Here is a 17,878-nt window from a genome sequence, read left to right as displayed (position 1 = left end):
CGCTCCGTCCGCCCCGCAGCCTGCGCCCCGCCTCCCCCGACCGGAGTCCCCGAGGATCACGGTCCCGTGCGGAGAACCCGCGCTCCCGGGCCTGCGGGAGCCGAGTCGGTGACCCGGTTCCCGGAGGCCCGGTGACGTGGTGGGGCGGCGGCTTTTCAGACTGCTTTCCGGGAGCCCGCGTGCAGGGCGGCCATGTCGACGGTGCGGTCCGCCGCCTCCACCACCAGCGGGTCGTGGGTGGCGACCACCGTGACACAGCCGTACCGGTGCGTCGTCTCGGCGAGCAGGCCGACGATGCCGGCCGCTCGTTCCCGGTCGACCGCGGCCGTGGGTTCGTCGACGAGCAGCAGTTCCGGTTCGAGCAGCAGGGCGCGGGCAATCGCGATGCGCTGCCGCTCCCCGCCGGACAGTTCGTCGGCACGGTGCCGCAGCCGGTGTGCCAGGCCGACTTCCGCGAGCAGTTCCTCGGCGCGTGTCCGGACGGCACGCCGTGAGCGCCCGGCGACGGACGCGGCGGCAAGCATCTGTTCGAGCGCGGTGAGGCCGCTGAGCAGGTTGCCGCTCTGGAACACGTAGCCGATGCGGTCGCGGCGCAGGCGGGCCTGTTCGGCCGAGGACAGCCGCGCCATGTCGCCGCCGCCCAGCAGCACCTGCCCCGAGTCGGGCCGCAGCAGCGCCCCGGCGACCGCGAGCAGGGTCGACTTGCCCGACCCGGACGGGCCGACCAGCGCGGTCAGGGCCGCGGGCGCGAAGTCGGCGGTCAGGTCGCGCAGGGCGGTCGTACGGGACTCGCCGCGGCCCAAGGTCACGGTGACATCGCGCAGTTCGAGGCTCATCGGCCGGCTCCCAGCATGGTCATCGGGTCGACGGTGGTCACCTTGCGGAGCGTCACGGCGGCACCGGCGAGCCCGACGAGCACGACGGTGGCCATGGTGGCGGTGAGGGAGGCACCGGGAAGGCTGAACGGCACCTCGGTGCCCACCAGCATCCCCAGACCGGCGGCGAGAGCCGCCCCGATCGCCGTGCCCGCGCCGACGACGACCGCGGCCTGGGTGAGGGTGTGGCCCAGCAGCCGGAGCCGGGAGGCGCCCATCGCGCGCAGCAGCGCCAGTTCGGGCCGCCGCTGCACGGTCCAGACGGCGAAGAAGGCGCCGACGACGAGCGGGGCGATGGCGTACAGGAACGCCTGGATGGAGGTCATGGTCACGCGCTCGCCCGTGTAGCCGGGCGCGGCGGCGTAGGCGTCCGCCACCGTCAGCGTGCGGGTGCCCAGCGCCCGGTCCGCGGCGGCCACGTCCGCGTCCGGGCGGGCCTTCACCGCGACGGCGCTGTACTGCCGCGGTGGTTCGGCGGTGGAGTTCCGGGCACCGGGCGTGGCGAACCGGATCCGCTGCCAGGTCTCGACGGGCAGATAGGCGACGGGCACGTGGCCGTAGGAGGAGCGGCCCGTGGTCCCGGTGACCTTCAGGGCGATGCCGAGGCGGTCGACGTCGAGGGTGTCGCCGATGCGCACGCCGTCCTTGACCAGTTGCTGCGACACGACGATGCCGGAGGGGGAGCCGGCCGAGAGGGCGGCGCCGGAGGTGGCACCGGGGTCGAGGAACGAGCCGGGTTCGACGCCGAAGGCGGCGAAGTCGACCTCGACCTTGCGGTGCGTGGTGCCCCGGGCGATGGAGACGCCCAGCGGGGTGGCGTCGAGGTCCTTGCGGGCGCGCCAGCCGTCCAGGTCGGCACGGCCGACGAGACTGCGGGCGAACTGATCGGAGTCGGCGCCACGGGCGAAGGCGAGGTGGGTGGCGGGGAGCCTGCGCAGCGCGGAGATCGTGTCGTCGCCGAGTCCGGTGGTGAAACCGGTGACGACACCGACGAGCGCGGCGACCAGGGCCACGACACCGCCCATCAGGAGAAAGCGGCCGCGGGCCGCCTTCAGTTCGAGCAGAGCCAGGTACACGGGCATGCCTTCCAGGCAATCTTAGGGACAGAGTGTCCCCAAGATAGAAGATGGCGACATGGCGTCCCCAAGTGGGGTGCCCGTGCCCTCCGCGGAGCTTCTACACTGGCCTGCGTGCCCAAGATCCGTGCCGCCTCCGTCGCCGACCACCGGGCCCAGCAGCGCAGGGCTCTGATCGTCGCCGCGCGGGAGCTGCTGCAGGAGGGCGACGCCTCGGCGGTCACCTTCGCGGCGGTGGCGACACGTACGGGTCTGGCCCGCAACAGCGTCTACAAGTACTTCGCCGACCGCGGTGAGCTGCTGACAGAGGTCGTACGCGAGGCGACGCCCCGCTGGACGGTCCGCATCCGGGAGGAGATGGCCGAGGCGCCGTCGCCCGTCGAAGGCGTGGCGGCCTATGTGCGGGCGCAGCTGATCCTGGTACGGGACGGGGAGCACCGTATCGCCCAGGCCCTGGCCGGCGACCGTGACGCGGCCCTCCTCAGAGAGGGGGCGGCCGAGGCGCACGCACGGATCCTCGAACCCCTGATCACCACACTGGTGGAGCTGGGTGACGACACGCCGCACCGCACGGCGCGCCTGTTGCAGGGCCTGGTGAACGCGGCGACGACGGCACTGGAGTCCGGCGACGACTTCGACGCGGTGACCCGACGCGCGGTCCTGCTGGCCACGGGCGCCGTGGCCGCCCTGGCCGAGACGTAGGCCCCGGGCCTCCACAGAGGACCGGGGCCGGACTCCACGGCGGGTGGAACGGGATCAGCCGGTGCCGTGCTGGCGCCGGATCCGGTCGGCCACCTCGTTCTGCTCGGTCTCCCACCAGGGGCGGACGAGCGCGGGCGCGGACTCCGGGGCCGGTTCGCCGCCCGGCGGGGACGGCGCGGCGACGCGGACGAGTTCCTGGTCGAGACGGCGGTCGAGGGCGGCGTTCTGGACGCGTTCGGCGCGCGCCCACTGCACCAGGATCGCCAGGATGAAGGGGAGCGCGACCAGTTCGGCGATGCTGAGCATCGCGCCGCCGCCGATCTGCTGGTCGCGGTGGACGTCGGTCGCCCAGGTGGGCGCGTGCTCCTGGTACCAGGCCCCCGCGATCAGCGTCCCGTGGGTCATCACCACGATTCCCGGCACCGCGTCGACGATGCCGTCCAGGAACACCAGCGCGGCCCGCACCGGATGAGTGCACCAGGACGGCAGCGCCTGCTCGTGGGTGAGCATGGGGACGACGAACAGGCAGCCGGCGGCGAGCAGATGCAGGTACATCAGCTCGTGCAGCCAGCCGACGCGCAGCGCGGTCGCGAAGTACGGCGTGAAGTACACGACGAGCTCGGTGGCGAGCACGAATGCCGTACTGACCAGAGGAAAGGTGAGCACGCGCACCAGCCGTCCGGTCATCGCCCGCCGTACCCGCTCCGCGCCGCCCTCCGGCAGCGCCTCCACCGCGAGCCGCAGCGGGTCGCCGAGGGCCAGACCGAGGGGCGCGACCAGGTCGAGCAGGATGTTCTGCACGGCGGCCGGCCAGAACAGGACGTGGTCGTACACGGCCAGCGACGACATCGTGGCCACCACCAGCGTGCCCAGTCCGAGCAGCGCGAAGACGGCGGTGCGGGCGGGCGACCAGTTCCCGCCACGCCGCCGCAGCCGCAGCACGCCCCAGCCGTACAGCCCGCCCAGGACGGCCACCACGACCAGCGCCGGGACGTCCAGCTGCCAGGAGGACAACAGACGACCGAGGGTCGGCTCGGGAAGCTGCCCGGCCGACAGTTCGGCCATCGCCTCAGGAATCATGCGCATCGCTCTCTATCCACCCACAGGGGACAAGCCGGTTCGTGCCCCCTGCGGACGGTAGCCGCCGGTGACCGCGCGCGGGGCGGTGGGGTGAGGGTGTCCGGCGCGTCGCGCCACCACGGCACCACGCCGGGCAAAGGGCTGCTCAACGGGCCGGACCACCCGGGAGCCGGGGGCCCCGGGAGCGTACCGGAGGCCGGGCGAGCCGTACCCGAAGGTGTCATCGTGTACCGGACGTGACGCATTCACACGGATTCCTCACCGTCCGCTTACCTCGGCGACCGCCCTTCGACCGCTCCTCGACCCCCTCCGACCGCTCTCCGACTGCCCAACGGCCACTCCGGCCGCCCACACGAACCGGTCAAAATCCCCCTGAACAGCGAGAGGCCGCCAGATGGAAACCTCTCCGTAACCGCAAAGTTCCTGACAACTACGCGCGTTGACCCTAGGCTGCGGCCTGCTGCCCCCAGATCCAGTCACCCCAGGAAGGCATCATGTCGCCGACCCATTCCCGTCGCCCGGCTCCGCGAAGAGTCGTCGTCGCGGCGCTCGCCACGGCCGCGGCTCTCGCCACCGCCGGTGCGCTCGCCGCGGCCAACCCCGCGCAGGCCGGCCCCGACGCCGACTCGGCTCCGCTCAAGGACCTCCAGCTCCTCGCCATCAACGACTTCCACGGCAACCTGGAGCCGCCCGCCGGATCCTCCGGGCAGGTCACCGAGCTGGCGTCCGACGGCACCACGAAGAACATCGACGCCGGTGGTGTGGAGTACCTGGCGAGCAGCCTGCGCACCGCGCGCAAGGGCCACGACCGGTCGCTGACCGTCGCCGCCGGCGACATCGTCGGCGCCAGCCCGCTGCTGTCCGGCCTCTTCCACGACGAGCCGACCATCGAGGCGATGAACAAGCTCGGCCTGGACGTCACGGGCGTGGGCAACCACGAGTTCGACGAGGGCAAGGACGAGCTGCTCCGCCTCCAGAACGGCGGCTGCCACCCGGTCGACGGCTGCTACGACAAGGGGCGCAAGTTCAAGGGTGCCGACTACCCGATCCTGTCGGCCAACGTGATCGACGAGAAGACCGGCAAGCCGCTCCTCAAGCCGTATGTCGTGCAGAACGTCAAGGGCGCGAAGGTCGGTTTCATCGGCGTCACCCTCAAGGGCACCCCGGACGTCGTCACGGCCGAGGGCGTCAAGGGACTGAAGTTCCTCGACGAGGCCGAGACGATCAACAAGTACACCAAGGAACTCCAGCAGCAGGGCATCCACGCGATCGTCGCGCTCGTCCACGAGGGCGGATACCCGGCTTCCTCGGCGTACAACTACGACTGCGACGCGGGCGGCAGCACCGGCCTGAGCGGTCCGATCGTGGACATCGCCAAGAAGGTCGCGCCGGAGGTCGACGCCCTCGTCACCGGCCACACCCACAACGCGTACGTCTGCTCCATCCCGGACCCCGCGGGCCACCCCCGCCTGGTGACCAGCGCCGCCTCCTACGGCCGGCTCTTCACCGAGCTGAACATGAAGTACGACCCGCGCACCAAGGACATCGTCCGCGCCACGGTCAAGGGCTCCAACCGCGTCGTCGACCGGACCCAGACCAAGGCCGCCGACCTGACGCAGCTGCTCGACTACTGGCAGAAGCTGGCCGCGCCGGTCGCCAACACGCCGATCGGCTACATCACCGGCGACATCACCCGCAACGGCGCCGTCGAGTCTCCGCTGGGCGACCTGATCGCGGACGCGCAGCTGGCGCACGCCAAGTCCCTGGACAGCCGCGCCGTCGTCGCGCTGATGAACCCCGGCGGCATCCGTGCCGACCTGGTCTACTCCGCCTCAGGCAACGAGGGCGACGGCGTGGTGACCTTCGGTGAGGGCTTCGCGGTGCAGCCGTTCAGCAACACGGTCAACCTCAAGAACCTGACCGGCGCGCAGCTGGTCACCGTGCTGCAGCAGCAGGTCAGCGGCAGCAACGCCGCCGCCCCCAAGTACCTCCAGATCTCCAGCAGCCTCACCTACACCCTGGACCTGACCAAGACGGGCGCCGACCGCGTCGTCGCGGACTCCATCAGGGTGGACGGCAAGCCGGTCGACCCCAACGCCACCTACCGCGTCGCCATGAACTCCTTCCTGGCCGACGGCGGTGACGGCTTCACCGAGTTCGCCAAGGGCACCGACCAGCTCGTCGGCAGCGACGACCTGGCCGCCCTGGTCGACTACCTGACGGCGACCACCTCGGCCGCCGCGCCGTACACGCCGACCGCAGCCGACCGGGTCACCGTCGTCAAGTAGACGACGAGCCGACCGATCGGACGAGGGCGGGCCCTGAGGGCCCGCCCTCACGCGTGTCCGCGGGCGGGTGCCGGCCGATCGGCGGGCCTCGGCGGGGGCATCCGCCCGATGTGCCCGCCCGACGGGTCCCGGCGCTCGGCGCGGCAGAGTCCGCGGGCCCCGGACAGTGCCGTTCGGCCCTGGCCCGCGGCTCCCGGCCGGGCGGAGACTGGGAGGGTCCGACGTACGGGACCGCGCGGCCGGGACGTGGCGTCCGGCCTGCGCCCGCGACAGGAGGTACGCCATGACGGGAGCCGTCGCCGGACCCGCCCACCGCACCGCGCGGGCGGCCACGGCGCTCCCCCGCCGCCCCGCCCCGCTGCCGAGCCGTACGCGGCGGCTGTCGTGAGCGCTTCGGCCGGGAGCCGCGGCACCGCGAGGAGGTCGCTGCGCCACCTGGCCAGGGCACTGACCCCGACCACCGCCGAGTTCCAGCCGGTGCTCCTGGCTGTCACCGCAGCGGCCCTGGTCGCCGGGGGCGTCGCCTGGCTGTCCGGGGACCCCGGCCTGGCCGACGTGTGCTGGGGGCTCGGCACCGTCGCCGCCGTCGTGCCCGCGCTGGGCTGGGTGGTGGCCGCGCTCCGTCAGGGGCGTACGGGCGTGGACCTGATCGCGGTACTGGCGCTCGGCGGCACCCTGGCGGTCGGCGAGTTCCTCGCCGGCGCGCTGATCGCCCTGATGCTCGCCACCGGCCGCACCCTGGAGGCCGCGGCCGAGCGACGCGCCTCCCACGACCTGGTCGCCCTGCTGGAGCACGCGCCCCGCACGGCCCGCCGCCGCACCGGGAGCGCGGTCCGCACGGTGCCGCTCGCCGAAGTCGGCGTCGGCGACCTGCTGGTGGTGGGTCCGGGCGAGGTCGTCCCCGTGGACGGCAGGGTGGTGGACGCCCTGGCCGTGCTGGACGAGTCGGTGCTCACCGGCGAGGCCGCACCCGTCGAGCGGGCGCGGGGGCAGGAGGTGCGCAGCGGTGTGGTCAATGCCGGTGCCGCCTTCGAGATGCGGGCCGCGGCGACCGAGCAGGACAGCACGTACGCCGAGATCGTACGGCTGGCCCGGCAGGCGGGCGCCGAGTCGGCACCCGTCGTCCGGCTGGCCGACCGCTACGCGGCCTGGTTCCTGCCGCTGTCCGTGGCGACCGCCGCGCTGGCCTGGCTGCTCAGCGGGTCCGCGGTGCGGGCGGTGGCGGTCCTCGTAGTGGCCACGCCGTGCCCCCTGCTGCTCGCCGCCCCGGTCGCGATCGTCTCCGGCCTGTCCCGTGCCTCCCGGCTCGGCGTGGTGGTCCGTGACGGCGGCGCCCTGGAGAACCTGGGCCGGGCCCGTACGCTGCTGCTCGACAAGACCGGAACGCTCACCGGCGGCCGGCCGCGCGTGGTCGACGTGACCGCGGCGCCCGGCTGGAAACCGGCCGACGTACTGCACCTGGCGGCGACCCTCGACCAGTACGCGCCGCACGTCCTGGCACGGGCCATCGTCGACGCGGCGCGCGAGCGCGGGCTGGACCCGGGCGTGGCGCTGGAGGTGTCGGAGGAGGCCGGCCGGGGGATCTCCGGCGTCGTCGGCGGGCGCGGGGCCACCATCGGCCGGCTGCCCGCCGGCGCGACGACCCCCGGGTGGGCCCGGGCGGTGGAGAACCGGGCGATGCTGGACGGCGCCGCGGTGGCCTGGCTCACGGTCGAGGGCCGGCCCGTCGGTGCCGTGCTCCTGCGCGATCCGGTGCGGCACGACGCCTCCCGGACGCTGCGCCGGCTGCGCACGGCGGGCATCGAGCGGATCGTCATGCTCACCGGGGACCGGCCCGAGCCCGCCCGTGAGGTCGCCGCCGTCCTCGGGCTCGACGGCGTGCACGCCGAACTCTCCCCGGCCGGCAAGGTGGCCGCGGTCCGCGCCGAGCAGAAGCGCGCGGTCACCGTGATGGTGGGGGACGGTGTCAACGACGCACCGGCGCTCGCCGCCGCGGACGTCGGTGTGGCGATGGGGGCGCGCGGAGCCACCGCCTCCTCCGAGGCCGCCGGCATCGTCCTGACCACCGACCGCCTGGACCGGCTGGCCGACGCGGCGGCGGTCGCGGCGCGGGCACGGCGCATCGCCGTGCAGAGCGCCCTCGGGGGCATGCTGATGTCGCTGGCCGCCATGGCCGCGGCCGCCTTCGGGCTGCTGCCGCCCGCGGTGGGCGCCCTGCTCCAGGAGGGGATCGACGTCGTGGTGATCCTCAACGCGCTGCGCGCCCTGCGCATGGACCGGGCGGGCCGGCCGGCGCTCGAACCCGCCACCGAGGCGCTCATCCGCCGCTTCGCCGCCGAGCACGACGATCTGCGGGACGTCGTGGAGGCGGTGCGCGCGGCCGCGGCCCGGCTCACCGCACGTACCGGCCCGGACGCCCTGACGTCGGTGCGTGAGGTGCACCGGCTGCTGACCGAACGGCTGCTGCCCCACGAGTACGCCGAGGAGCACCAGCTCTACCCGGCCCTGACGCCCCTGCTCGGCGGACCCGAGGCGACCGCCACCATGAGCCGCGCGCACGCCGAGATCGAACGGCTCTCCCGGCGCATCGCCACGCACCTCTCGCTGGCCGACGCCGAGGGCGCCCTCACGCCCGAGCAGTCCGAGGACCTGCTCGCCTGCCTCTACGGCCTGCACACCGTGCTGCGCCTGCACTTCGCTCAAGAGGAGGAGAACTACTTCTCACTCGCCCCGTGATCCCGCCCCGTGACCCTCCCCACCCCGGCTGTCGGGCGGCGGACGGCGGTCGGCCGGCCGGGGTGGGCCTTTCGGCTCTGGCGCGGGCGCGGGCGTGCGCGCAAGGTGAGAAGTGGCGGGAAAGCCTCGTACGGGGCCTCCGTACCGGGCCTCGTACGGGGCGGGAAAGCCCCGTACGGAACGCGCACGGAAGTGGTCACGATGGAAGCCAAGCAGTGGACCGTGCAGATCTACATCACCGAGGACGGCGACGACACCCACGCACGTGCCGTCCTCACCACCCGCGACACGTCGATCGTCACCGGCCGGGGCGTGGCCCGACGCAACCCGATCGACCGTCCGATTCCCGAGATCGGGGACGAACTCGCCGTCAGCAGGGCCCTGGAGGACCTCTCCATCCGGCTGCACGACGTGGCCTCCGACGACATCGTCGAACTGGCCGGACCCGCGCCCGCCTGACGGACGCCCGCGCGGCGCGACGGACAGGCGGGCGCCTTTTGGGGCCGAAGGGCCCCCTGGCGGGCCCGAGCGGCCCGTGGCGGCGCGGGCCGTGCGGGAAGAGGCTGGACACAGATCGCCGGACCCACCGGGCGCGAGGCCGCGGTGCCGCACGACGAACTCGCCGACCGAGCAGGGCGGCAGGAACGAGAGGAGCCGGAGCGATGACCTCCACCACCACCCGGGCCGCGGCCCTTCCGGCCGAGCACCGTGCGCGGCTCATGCGGTGCGCCCACGAGTCCTCCTTCGACATGGGTGCCCGTCTGTTCCACGAGGGCCGGCACGCCGACCGGTTCTGGATCATCCGGACCGGCACCGTCGCCCTCGACCTGCACGTCCCGGGCCGCAGCGCCGCCGTCATCGAGTCGCTGGGCCACGGCGAACTGGTCGGCTGGTCCTGGCACTTCCCGCCCTACGTGTGGCAGCTGGGCGCCGAGGCCACGAGCCCGGTGCGGGCCTACGAGTTCGACGCCGAGGCGGTGCGCAAGCTGTGCGGCGAGGATCCCGAGTTCGGCCGCGCCGTCGCCGTCTGGGTCGGCGGTGTGGTCGCCCACCGGCTGCACGCGGCCCGTATCCGGCTGCTCGACCTGTACGCCCCCTACGGCAGCGGGGGCCGGTGAACCCCACCCGCGACCGCACCCACGTTCCGAGGAGGAGACCGTGCACGGCAGCCCGCACACCGTGAGCGACGTCATGACGCAGACGGTCGTGGCCGTCGGCCGCGACGCCCCGTTCAAGGAGATGATCGGTCTCATGGCGCAGTGGAAGGTCAGCGCCGTTCCGGTGCTCGAGGGCGAAGGGCGCGTGATCGGGGTCGTGTCCGAGGCCGACCTGCTGCCCAAGGAGGAGTTCCGCGACAGCGACCCCGACCGGTTCACCCAGCTGCGCCGGCTGCCCGACCTGGCCAAGGCGGGCGCCGTGACGGCCGGGGAGCTGATGACCTCCCCCGCGGTCACCGTGCACCCCGACGCCACGCTCGCCGAGGCCGCGCGCATCATGGCCCAGCGCCGGGTCAAGCGGCTGCCCGTCGTCAACAGTGAGGGAATGCTGGAGGGCATGGTCAGCCGGGGCGACCTGCTGAAGGTCTTCCTGCGGCCGGACGACGAACTCGCCGAGGAGATCCGCCGGGAGATCGTCTCCTCCCTCTTCCCCGCCCCGCCCGAACCCGTCCGGGTCAGTGTTCGCGACGGCGTGGTCACCCTCACCGGCCGCATCCGGGACACCTCGCTGGTGCCCGTGGCCGCCCGCCTGGTACGGGCCGTCGAGGGCGTCGTCGACGTCGACTGCGACCTCACGAGCGGCGCGACGCCGGCCGAACCGCGCTGACCTCGACGGCCTCAACGCGCCCGCGTCAAGGCCGCGTCGGTCGTGCGGGTCAGTCGTGCGGTACGAGCACGACCGGCCGGGTGACGTGGTGGACGAGGGCGTGCGCGACCGGACCCGCGTGCGCGCCGACTCCGGGGTGCCTCCTGCGGCGGCCCACCACCAGCAGGGCCGACCCGCTCACGGCGCGCGGCAGAACATGGGCCGGACGCCCCTCGTGCAGGGTCTCGGCCACGTACACGGCGGGGAACTTCCGCCGCCAGGGCTCCAGCAGCGCGGTGACTTCCCGTTCCGCCTCCTGCCTGAGCGATCCGCGGGTCCGCGCGTCCGGCAGCCCGTGGCTCAGCGGCACGTGCCAGGCGTGCACCACCCGCAGGGGCGCCCTGCGCAGTTCGGCGGTGCGGAAGGCGAAGTCCAGGACGTCGTCGCAGGGGCCGTCGGTGTCGACGGCGACTGCCACGTCGCGGAGTGCGGTCAGGGTCGTCGGACGTCCGAAGGCGTCCGGCAGGTGTTCGCTCTGCGCGGTCTCCCCAGCTCGTACGAGGACGACGGGCCGCTCGGCGTGCAGCGCGGTCGCCATGGCCACCGAGCCGAGGACGAAGCCTCCGACCGCGCCGAGCCCCTGGCTGCCGATGACCAGCAGTTCGGCGTTCTGCGCCTCGTCGAGCAGTGCGGGACCCGGCTGGCGGCGCACCTGCTCGCCGGACAGCTCCAGCCGCGGGTACGACGCGGTGAGCTGGTCGACGGTGTCCCGCAGCATCCTCCGCGCGCGGGACTGCGGCACGCGTATCTCGGGCAGGTCCGCTCCCTGGGCGGTGTCGGGCAGGCCTTCCCAGGCGTGCACCAGCCGGAGCGGCAGCCCTCGCCTGAGGGCTTCCCTGGCCGCCCAGTGGGCCGCGGCGAGGCTCTCCCGCGAACCGTCCAGGCCGGCCACGACAGGTCTCAGCATGACGGTCACCTTCCTCGTCCCCTCGCTGTCCCCTCGCTCGTGCCCCGGCGGGTGCGCGGCCGGCGCCACACCGGCCGCGCACCCGGGTGCGGCGCAGCGCCCCTGCTCAGGCGTGCCGCACCGGGATGGTCCTGGTACCCGTCTTCTCCTCCGGGACCGGGACCGTGATGGTCAGGACTCCGTCCTTGTACTCCGCGTTCGCCTCGTCGCCGCGGGCACCGGCCGGAAGCCGGACCGAGCGGGCGAACGTGCCGTAGAGGAACTCCGTGCGGTGCTTCTGCGTGCTCTCCTCGATGCGCTCGGCCCGCAGGGTCAGCATGTTCTCCTCGACGGTGATCTCGACGTCCTTCGCCGGGTCGATGCCGGGGAGTTCGGCCCGCAGCACGTACGAGCCGTCGCTCATGTGCTCCTCGATCCGGATGCCGTGCAGTGCCGGGGCGTTCGGGCCCCCTGCCTCCACCCATCCGAACAGGTCGGGCAACGTCGGCCAGCCGGGCAGCCGCTCGATCACGCCGCTCATGTCACCCGCCTCCCTTCGTCTTGTCCCGTAGTCCAGTCTCGCGCGTCCGGGCCGCGGCGGAGGTGGGCCGACCGGCCCGGCGGGTGGCGGGCGCGGTGGGCCCGAGGTCCCACCCCGGGGGGGGACGGACGGCCGGTGTGCCCCTGGTCGGGCGGCCCCGGGCGGGACGGCCACGAGGATGTCAGGCTGAAAGTGGAGGCAGTCGTTCGGGCGACCGTCTGCTCGGCGGGCCGGGGGCGCGCAGGGGACCCGGGGGCGGTCGCAGGACCGGAGGGAGCAGCCATGAGGGCGAACACATCCGTCCGGCGCCCGCTGTGGCGGTGGCGGCGCAACCCGATGCGCCGGCGCGAGGACGTGATCGAGGGCTGGGTCCTGCTGGCCACCTGGGCCGTCGTCGTGGTGGGCGCTCCGCTGACGGGGGTGGTCGTCGGACAGGCGACGGCGGACGGCCTCGCCCGGCAGCAGGTGGAGCGGCACACGGCCACCGCCGTGCTGGTCCGCACCGAGCGGCCGCACGGCGGCGTCGCCGTGGCGTCGCCGGGCGACCGGGTCATGGGGACCGTCCGCTGGACGGCACCGGACGGCACCCGGCACGAGGACCGGACTGCGGTCGCGTCCACCCTCGCGACGGGCGACCGGATCGTGGTCTGGACCGATCCGCACCACCGGGTCACACCCCCGCCCCTGACCCCGTCCGAGGCCGCGGCGCAGGCGGCCGCCACGGGCGCGATGGTGTCGCTCGCCCTCGCGGGGGCGGCCGGCGGCGGATGGTGCGCGGCCCGCGCCGCACTCGACCGGCGCCGCGCCCGCGCCTGGGAGGCGGAATGGCGCAAGGTCGGACCGCAGTGGGGCCGCGCGGCCCGATGAGGACCACGGCCGTCACGTCCCCAGCGCTGCCCGGCCATTGAGGATCACGGCGGTCATGTCACCGGTGCGCCCTGGCCGTTCCGGGGCAGCGGATAGCGGAGCAGGACGCCCACGCCCTCGTGCAGCCGCACCTCCCGCTGGGGCACCAGGACCAGTTCCGCCCGCGTGCCGACCAGGGCCCGGGTCAGCGCCGCGTCGGCGCGTTCCGCGCGCATGTCCTGAACCCCGTAGGAGCGCAACTCCCCTTCGGTGAGGGCGAGTTGTCCGGGTTCCGGGCCGACCCACAGGCGCAGGGGCGACTCGGGGTGGTTGTTGAGGAACAGCGCCCTGACCCGGCCCCGTTGCAGCGCCGACACCGCGGCGGACAGTCCTTCGGCCGTCGCTCCGCCGTGTGCCCGCTGGGCCAGGAAGACGTCCAGCAGCCCCCGGTCGTGTGCGGCCATGCGTCCGCTGAAGAGGCTCTCGAGCCGCTGCTCCAGCACGGCCCGGCCCGGCACCGCCTCCCCCGTGTCCTCCACCGTGGTGACATGTCCGCGCAGGGACTGGGGGAGCCGGTTGACGAGGATGCCGCGGGCCCAGACGTCTCCTGCCACGACCACGGCCTCGCAGTCGATGCGCCGTGCGTGGCCCTCCAGTTCCTGACCGATCACCTGAGCCGCCCGGGGCCAGTCGGTCGCCGGGACCTCCTCGTGCAGGCGGCGCCCGGGTGCGACCTTGGTCAGGGGCCAGCTGCCGGCCTCGGCGTCCACGCGTACGGTGCCGGTCGCCTCGGTGGAGTGACGTCCGCCGTAGCGGACGCGCACCGCCAGGTACGGGATCCCTGGTGCGTGCTGGACGATCAGCGGCATGGTGTCCGGCAGCGTTCCGAAGTGGGCCGTGTCCCGCGTCGGCGGGGCCGGCAGCTCGTCCAGCAGGGCCGCGTGGCCGTGCGCGGTGAACACCGCCTGCCCGTGAGTGCCGGGTACCTCCGTGTCGCTGCCCAACAGGTCCGCCACCGCGGCGATGGTGCCCCCGTCCGCCCCCTCGGACGTCAGGGCGTCCCGCAGGCGGCGCCACCGCAGTGCTATGGCCGCGTCGGGATCGGCGACGGCGCTGTCGCGGGAGGTGTCCAGATACACCGACGCGAACGGACCGGACTGCTTGTACAGAGGTTCGAGAAAGGAAAGCCTCATGGTCGCTCCCGACTGCCCTGCCGTCCCGCGCCCACCCGAAGCCGCCCGCGACGGCCTCCTGGCGGACTCCCGGCCGGCCCGCCAGTCACCCACGCCCTCAGTCTCGCACCGATCCGACCCGCCTGCCGTCCCCACGCCCGGTGCGCTCGAGGACGGCTCCGGCGGCTCGGGCTGCACGGCCCGGCGGGCCACAGGACAATGGAGTCGGCGCGCGATCCGCCCGGACGGGCAGGGGAAGGCGGTGGCCTGTGATGACGTACGTCGCTGTGAGTGCGCTGAGCCATCCGGGACTGATCCGCGACCACAACGAGGACAGCCTGGTCGCCGGACCCTGGACCCTGTGCGCCACGGTGACCGAGAACCCGCAGACGCTGGTGTTCCCCCTCGGTACGCCCCTCGTCGTCGCGGTGGCCGACGGGATCGGCGGCCAGCCCGGCGGCCACGTGGCCAGTGCCCTGGTGGTCCGGCAGCTCGCTCTGGCCGGGCCCGCCCTGAGCGACGAGGACGACGTCCGCGAGGTGCTGCACGCCTGCAACCGACGGGTGTACACGGCCGCGGAAGGCGACGGTCCGGCCACGATGGGCACCACCGTCGCGGGCGCCGTCGTGCTGCCCGGGTCGCTGCTGGCGTTCAACGTGGGCGACAGCCGGATCTTCGCCGCGCCGCGGGACGGGCTGCTCCAGGTGAGCGTGGACGACAACCCGCCGACCCCGCCGGGGCAGCGCACGACGTCGCTGCTGACCCAGGCCCTCGGCGGCGCCCGGACGTACCACGCCGTCACCCCGCATGTGACGGCCTGTCCCCTGGCCCCGGGCGACCGGTACCTGATCTGCACCGACGGCCTGACCGACCCGGTGCCGAACGACGTCCTGGTCGAGCTGCTGCGGGAGTTCGACGACGGCCGGGCGGCCTTCGAACTGTGGAAGGCCGCCATCGCGGCCGGCGGACCCGACAACATCACGCTCGCGGTGGTGCGGATCGTGGACCGGTGACCGCCCCGCGGGCCCCGTCCCCGAAGGGTGTCGGAAGGACTCAGGAGTCGAAGCCGTACCGCCCCCGCAGGCGCACGAAGCACGCGGGCGTGAGCATCCGCCGCGGCTCCAGTCCCCTCGCGGTGCGCAGGAAGGACACGACCTGCTCCCTGCCGCCGGGCCCGACGGGCTGCACGAGGCGGCCGCCCGGCCGCAGTTGCGCGACCAGCGGCGCGGGAACCTCCGGGAAGGCGGCGGACACGACGACCGCGTCGTAGGGAGCACGCTCCGGCACTCCGCCGCTGCCGTCCCCGATCCGCAGCTCGACGTTCCGCAGGCCCTGGCCGGCCAGGTTGCGCCGCGCCTGCTCCGCGAGGTCCGGCCGCAGCTCGACGGTCACGACGTCGGCGGCCAGGGCGGCGAGCAGCGCGGTCTGGAAGCCGAGTCCGGTACCGATCTCCAGGACGTGCTCGTCCCCGCTCAGCGCGAGGCCGTCGATCATCATGGCGGAGAGCGAGGGCTGGGTGGTCACCTGTCCGTGGCCGATCGGAAGGGGGATGTCGCGGTGGGCGTCGGCGCGGTGACCGGTGGGCACGAACGCCGCCCGGGGCATGGCGCGTACGGCCCCGAGCAGCCGTTCGTCGCGGACACCGGCGGCGCGAACGGCCCGGACGAGAGCCTCGGCCGGATGGGCGGCTTCGGACATCGCACTGCTTCCCCTGCGCGGTCGGAGGGCGAGCGTGCCGTCGCGCTGGCGCCCTCGCAGCCATCGTCCCACCTGGCCCGCCGGACCGGTCGGTTCCTAGTGCCGCGGCGGGCAACGTTTGCCCGTCAAGGAGCGGCGTCCGGTGCGTGCTCTGGGGGTCCCCCCTGCTCGAAGAGCTTGGGGGAGTGCCGGCCGGAAGTCCTCGTACTGGATGTACTCGGGCTTTCGGCCGGTGCGGCGAGTGGGGGTCCCCCCTGCTCGAAGAGCTTGGGGGAGCGTGCCGGGCGTCGCGACGGGGCAAACGTTGCCTGTCGCGGCACTAGACTGGAGGCGTGGTTCGGGCCAACGAGGAGGTCGAGGCACTCCTTCAGGAGTACGCGGACCTCATCGCCATCACCGGAGGCGACGCGTTCAAGGCGCGCGCCTACGAGAAGGCCGCCCGCCCGATCGGCGGCCACCCCGCCGACGTCTCCCGCCTCGATGTCGCGGGTCTGAAGGAGATCCCGGGCGTGGGCAGGTCGATCGCGGAGAAGGTCGTCGAGTACGTCCGCACCGGCAACGTCACGGTGGTGGAGGAGACGCGGGCCACGATTCCGGCGGGCGTACGGCAGTTGATCACCATCCCCACCCTCGGGCCCAGGAAGGCGATGACCCTCTACGAGGACCTGCACATCTCCTCGGTGGCCGAGCTGGCCGACGCGATCAGGGCGGAGAAGCTGCGCGACCTGAAGGGCTTCGGAAAGAAGACCGAGGAGAACATCCTGCACGGCATCGCCCTCATGCGGCAGGCCGGGGAGCGGATCCCGCTGGGCACCGCCATGGAGTCCGCCGAGGACGTCGTCGCCGAGCTCTCCCGGATCACCGGGTGCGCGCAGTGCGCGTTCGCGGGATCGCTGCGCCGCATGAGGGAGACCATCGGGGACATCGACGTCCTCGTCGCCGCCGACCGTTCGGCGCCCTTCATGGACGCGCTCACCGAGCTGCCCTCGACCGGCGAGGTCGTCGTGCACGGCGCGAAGAAGACCTCGATCCGCACCGACACGGGCCTCCAGGTCGACCTGCGCGTGGTGCGCCCGGACTCCTGGGGCGCCGCGCTCCAGTACTTCACCGGCTCCAAGGCGCACAACATCCGCACTCGGACGATCGCCGTCCACCTGGGGTTGAAGCTCTCCGAGTACGGCCTGTTCGACGCCGAGAGCGGCGAACGGGTCGCCTCCCGCTCGGAGGACGAGGTGTACGCGAGGCTCGGCCTGCCGTGGATCCCGCCCACGCTGCGCGAGGACCGGGGCGAGATCGAGGCCGGCCTGCGCGGCGAGCTGCCCGAGGTGGTCACGGAGGACGACGTCAAGGGTGACCTGCACACCCACACCGACCTCACCGACGGTCTCGCCCCGCTGGAGGAGATGGTCGCCGCGGCCGCCGACCGGGGCTACGCGTACTACGCGGTCACCGACCACGCGCCCGACCTCGCCATGCAGCGCATGACCGAGGAGAAGGCCCTCGCCCAGCGCGAGCAGGTGCGCGCGCTGGACGGCCGACACCGCGGAATGCGGGTGCTGCACGGCACCGAGCTCAACATCGGCCCGGACGGGGACGTGGACTGGCCCGACGAGTTCCTCGCGGGTTTCGACCTCTGCGTGGCCTCGGTGCACTCCCACTTCGGGCTCGACCGCAAGGCGATGACCCGGCGGCTCGTGCGCGCCTGCGAGAACCCCCGCGTCCATGTCATCGGCCATCCCACCACCCGTCTGATCGGCAGGCGGCCGGGCATCGACGCCGACCTCGACGAGGTGTTCGCCGCCTGCGCCCGCACCGGCACGGCCCTGGAGATCAACGCCCAGCCGGACCGTCTCGACCTGAGCGACGAGGACATCCTGCGCGCCAGGAGCCACGGGGCGAAGTTCGCCGTCGACTCCGACGCCCACTCCCTCCTCCACCTCGCCTACCTGCGCTACGGGATCGGCACGGCACAGCGCGGGTGGCTGACCCCGGACGACGTGATCAACACCTGGCCGCTGCGGCGACTGCGCCGCTTCCTGCGCAAGGAGCGGGCCGCCTGAGGCGCCCCGGGCCCAACCGTCCGCGGCCGTGACCGGACCGCTGGTGCGGTGCCAC

16 protein-coding genes and 1 pseudogene are annotated in these 17,878 nt (G+C 73.7%); 10 read left to right on the top strand and 7 right to left on the bottom strand.

Annotated elements, in window-relative coordinates; translation table 11 throughout:
* Nucleotides 1-155: 155 nt before the first annotated feature.
* Entirely contained in the window at nucleotides 156-836 is a 681-nt protein-coding gene (locus ACIHCX_RS10145) for an ABC transporter ATP-binding protein (RefSeq protein WP_400028427.1), read from the bottom strand.
* Nucleotides 833-1,951, bottom strand: coding sequence for an FtsX-like permease family protein (locus ACIHCX_RS10140; RefSeq protein ID WP_400028678.1), 1,119 nt, complete (start codon nucleotides 1,949-1,951; stop codon nucleotides 833-835). The genes ACIHCX_RS10145 and ACIHCX_RS10140 overlap by 4 nt, the downstream gene beginning before the upstream one ends.
* A gap of 114 nt (nucleotides 1,952-2,065) precedes the next feature.
* On the opposite strand from ACIHCX_RS10140, the gene ACIHCX_RS10135 reads away from it, so the two are divergent.
* Nucleotides 2,066-2,653, top strand: a complete 588-nt coding sequence (locus tag ACIHCX_RS10135) for a TetR/AcrR family transcriptional regulator (RefSeq protein WP_400028425.1) — start codon at nucleotides 2,066-2,068, stop codon at nucleotides 2,651-2,653.
* 54 nt (nucleotides 2,654-2,707) lie between these two features.
* Here ACIHCX_RS10135 and ACIHCX_RS10130 read toward each other — a convergent pair whose 3' ends face one another.
* A complete protein-coding gene (locus ACIHCX_RS10130) occupies nucleotides 2,708-3,739 on the bottom strand; it encodes a cytochrome c oxidase assembly protein (RefSeq protein WP_400028423.1) in 1,032 nt (343 codons plus the stop codon).
* A gap of 488 nt (nucleotides 3,740-4,227) precedes the next feature.
* Between ACIHCX_RS10130 and ACIHCX_RS10125 the strand changes: the two genes are divergently transcribed.
* The 6 genes and pseudogenes from ACIHCX_RS10125 (at nucleotide 4,228) to ACIHCX_RS10100 (ending at nucleotide 10,581) form a co-directional block, all read left to right on the top strand.
* Nucleotides 4,228-6,021: a bifunctional metallophosphatase/5'-nucleotidase gene (locus ACIHCX_RS10125; RefSeq protein ID WP_400028421.1), complete on the top strand. Its 1,794-nt coding sequence runs from the start codon at nucleotides 4,228-4,230 to the stop codon at nucleotides 6,019-6,021.
* A 426-nt stretch (nucleotides 6,022-6,447) separates the two neighbouring features.
* Nucleotides 6,448-8,757, top strand: coding sequence for a heavy metal translocating P-type ATPase (locus ACIHCX_RS10120; protein ID WP_400028677.1), 2,310 nt, complete (start codon nucleotides 6,448-6,450; stop codon nucleotides 8,755-8,757).
* A 201-nt stretch (nucleotides 8,758-8,958) separates the two neighbouring features.
* Entirely contained in the window at nucleotides 8,959-9,216 is a 258-nt protein-coding gene (locus tag ACIHCX_RS10115) for a DUF1876 domain-containing protein (protein ID WP_400028419.1), read from the top strand.
* Nucleotides 9,217-9,419: 203 nt separating this feature from the next.
* Entirely contained in the window at nucleotides 9,420-9,875 is a 456-nt protein-coding gene (locus ACIHCX_RS10110) for a cyclic nucleotide-binding domain-containing protein (protein ID WP_400028417.1), read from the top strand.
* 73 nt (nucleotides 9,876-9,948) lie between these two features.
* Nucleotides 9,949-10,080 (top strand): annotated as a pseudogene (locus ACIHCX_RS10105) (CBS domain-containing protein); the annotation flags it as partial.
* Between the two features lie 111 nt (nucleotides 10,081-10,191).
* Nucleotides 10,192-10,581, top strand: coding sequence for a CBS domain-containing protein (locus ACIHCX_RS10100; RefSeq protein WP_400028676.1), 390 nt, complete (start codon nucleotides 10,192-10,194; stop codon nucleotides 10,579-10,581).
* A gap of 49 nt (nucleotides 10,582-10,630) precedes the next feature.
* Here ACIHCX_RS10100 and ACIHCX_RS10095 read toward each other — a convergent pair whose 3' ends face one another.
* Together ACIHCX_RS10095 and ACIHCX_RS10090 are read right to left on the bottom strand one after the other, a co-directional pair.
* A complete protein-coding gene (locus ACIHCX_RS10095) occupies nucleotides 10,631-11,527 on the bottom strand; it encodes a universal stress protein (RefSeq protein ID WP_400028415.1) in 897 nt (298 codons plus the stop codon).
* A gap of 106 nt (nucleotides 11,528-11,633) precedes the next feature.
* On the bottom strand, nucleotides 11,634-12,047 hold the full coding sequence (locus ACIHCX_RS10090; RefSeq protein WP_400028413.1) for an Hsp20/alpha crystallin family protein: 414 nt from the start codon (nucleotides 12,045-12,047) through the stop codon (nucleotides 11,634-11,636).
* 282 nt (nucleotides 12,048-12,329) lie between these two features.
* On the opposite strand from ACIHCX_RS10090, the gene ACIHCX_RS10085 reads away from it, so the two are divergent.
* Entirely contained in the window at nucleotides 12,330-12,914 is a 585-nt protein-coding gene (locus ACIHCX_RS10085; RefSeq protein ID WP_400028411.1) for a hypothetical protein, read from the top strand.
* A 53-nt stretch (nucleotides 12,915-12,967) separates the two neighbouring features.
* Here ACIHCX_RS10085 and ACIHCX_RS10080 read toward each other — a convergent pair whose 3' ends face one another.
* Nucleotides 12,968-14,086 (bottom strand): hypothetical protein, encoded by a 1,119-nt coding sequence (locus ACIHCX_RS10080; protein ID WP_400028409.1) that lies wholly within the window; start codon nucleotides 14,084-14,086, stop codon nucleotides 12,968-12,970.
* Between the two features lie 251 nt (nucleotides 14,087-14,337).
* Between ACIHCX_RS10080 and ACIHCX_RS10075 the strand changes: the two genes are divergently transcribed.
* Nucleotides 14,338-15,078, top strand: a complete 741-nt coding sequence (locus ACIHCX_RS10075; protein ID WP_400028407.1) for a PP2C family protein-serine/threonine phosphatase — start codon at nucleotides 14,338-14,340, stop codon at nucleotides 15,076-15,078.
* 40 nt (nucleotides 15,079-15,118) lie between these two features.
* On the opposite strand, the gene ACIHCX_RS10070 is transcribed toward ACIHCX_RS10075, so the two are convergent.
* Complete coding sequence (locus tag ACIHCX_RS10070) at nucleotides 15,119-15,763, bottom strand: protein-L-isoaspartate(D-aspartate) O-methyltransferase (protein ID WP_400028404.1); 645 nt, start codon at nucleotides 15,761-15,763, stop codon at nucleotides 15,119-15,121.
* Between the two features lie 332 nt (nucleotides 15,764-16,095).
* Here ACIHCX_RS10070 and polX point away from each other — a divergent pair, with 332 nt between their 5' ends.
* Complete coding sequence (gene polX, locus ACIHCX_RS10065) at nucleotides 16,096-17,823, top strand: DNA polymerase/3'-5' exonuclease PolX (RefSeq protein WP_400028402.1); 1,728 nt, start codon at nucleotides 16,096-16,098, stop codon at nucleotides 17,821-17,823.
* Nucleotides 17,824-17,878: the final 55 nt, after the last annotated feature.

Origin of the sequence: Streptomyces sp. NPDC052043 (assembly GCF_044548235.1) — a bacterium.
Taxonomy (GTDB): domain Bacteria; phylum Actinomycetota; class Actinomycetes; order Streptomycetales; family Streptomycetaceae; genus Streptomyces.
The sequence above is the reverse complement of the archived record's forward strand: the minus strand, read 5'-3'. Positions and strand labels throughout refer to the sequence as shown.

Bases quoted from the DNA above. Each gene is read 5' to 3' on its own strand.
- ACIHCX_RS10115 (WP_400028419.1), top strand. From the start codon at position 8,959: ATGGAAGCCAAGCAGTGGACCGTGCAGATCTACATCACCGAGGACGGC.
- ACIHCX_RS10110 (WP_400028417.1), top strand. From the start codon at position 9,420: ATGACCTCCACCACCACCCGGGCCGCGGCCCTTCCGGCCGAGCACCGT.
- ACIHCX_RS10130 (WP_400028423.1), bottom strand. From the start codon at position 3,739: ATGCGCATGATTCCTGAGGCGATGGCCGAACTGTCGGCCGGGCAGCTT.
- ACIHCX_RS10090 (WP_400028413.1), bottom strand. From the start codon at position 12,047: ATGAGCGGCGTGATCGAGCGGCTGCCCGGCTGGCCGACGTTGCCCGAC.
- ACIHCX_RS10100 (WP_400028676.1), top strand. From the start codon at position 10,192: ATGACCTCCCCCGCGGTCACCGTGCACCCCGACGCCACGCTCGCCGAG.
- ACIHCX_RS10095 (WP_400028415.1), bottom strand. From the start codon at position 11,527: ATGCTGAGACCTGTCGTGGCCGGCCTGGACGGTTCGCGGGAGAGCCTC.
- ACIHCX_RS10075 (WP_400028407.1), top strand. From the start codon at position 14,338: ATGACGTACGTCGCTGTGAGTGCGCTGAGCCATCCGGGACTGATCCGC.
- ACIHCX_RS10145 (WP_400028427.1), bottom strand. From the start codon at position 836: ATGAGCCTCGAACTGCGCGATGTCACCGTGACCTTGGGCCGCGGCGAG.
- ACIHCX_RS10125 (WP_400028421.1), top strand. From the start codon at position 4,228: ATGTCGCCGACCCATTCCCGTCGCCCGGCTCCGCGAAGAGTCGTCGTC.
- ACIHCX_RS10085 (WP_400028411.1), top strand. From the start codon at position 12,330: ATGAGGGCGAACACATCCGTCCGGCGCCCGCTGTGGCGGTGGCGGCGC.
- ACIHCX_RS10070 (WP_400028404.1), bottom strand. From the start codon at position 15,763: ATGTCCGAAGCCGCCCATCCGGCCGAGGCTCTCGTCCGGGCCGTTCGC.
- ACIHCX_RS10080 (WP_400028409.1), bottom strand. From the start codon at position 14,086: ATGAGGCTTTCCTTTCTCGAACCTCTGTACAAGCAGTCCGGTCCGTTC.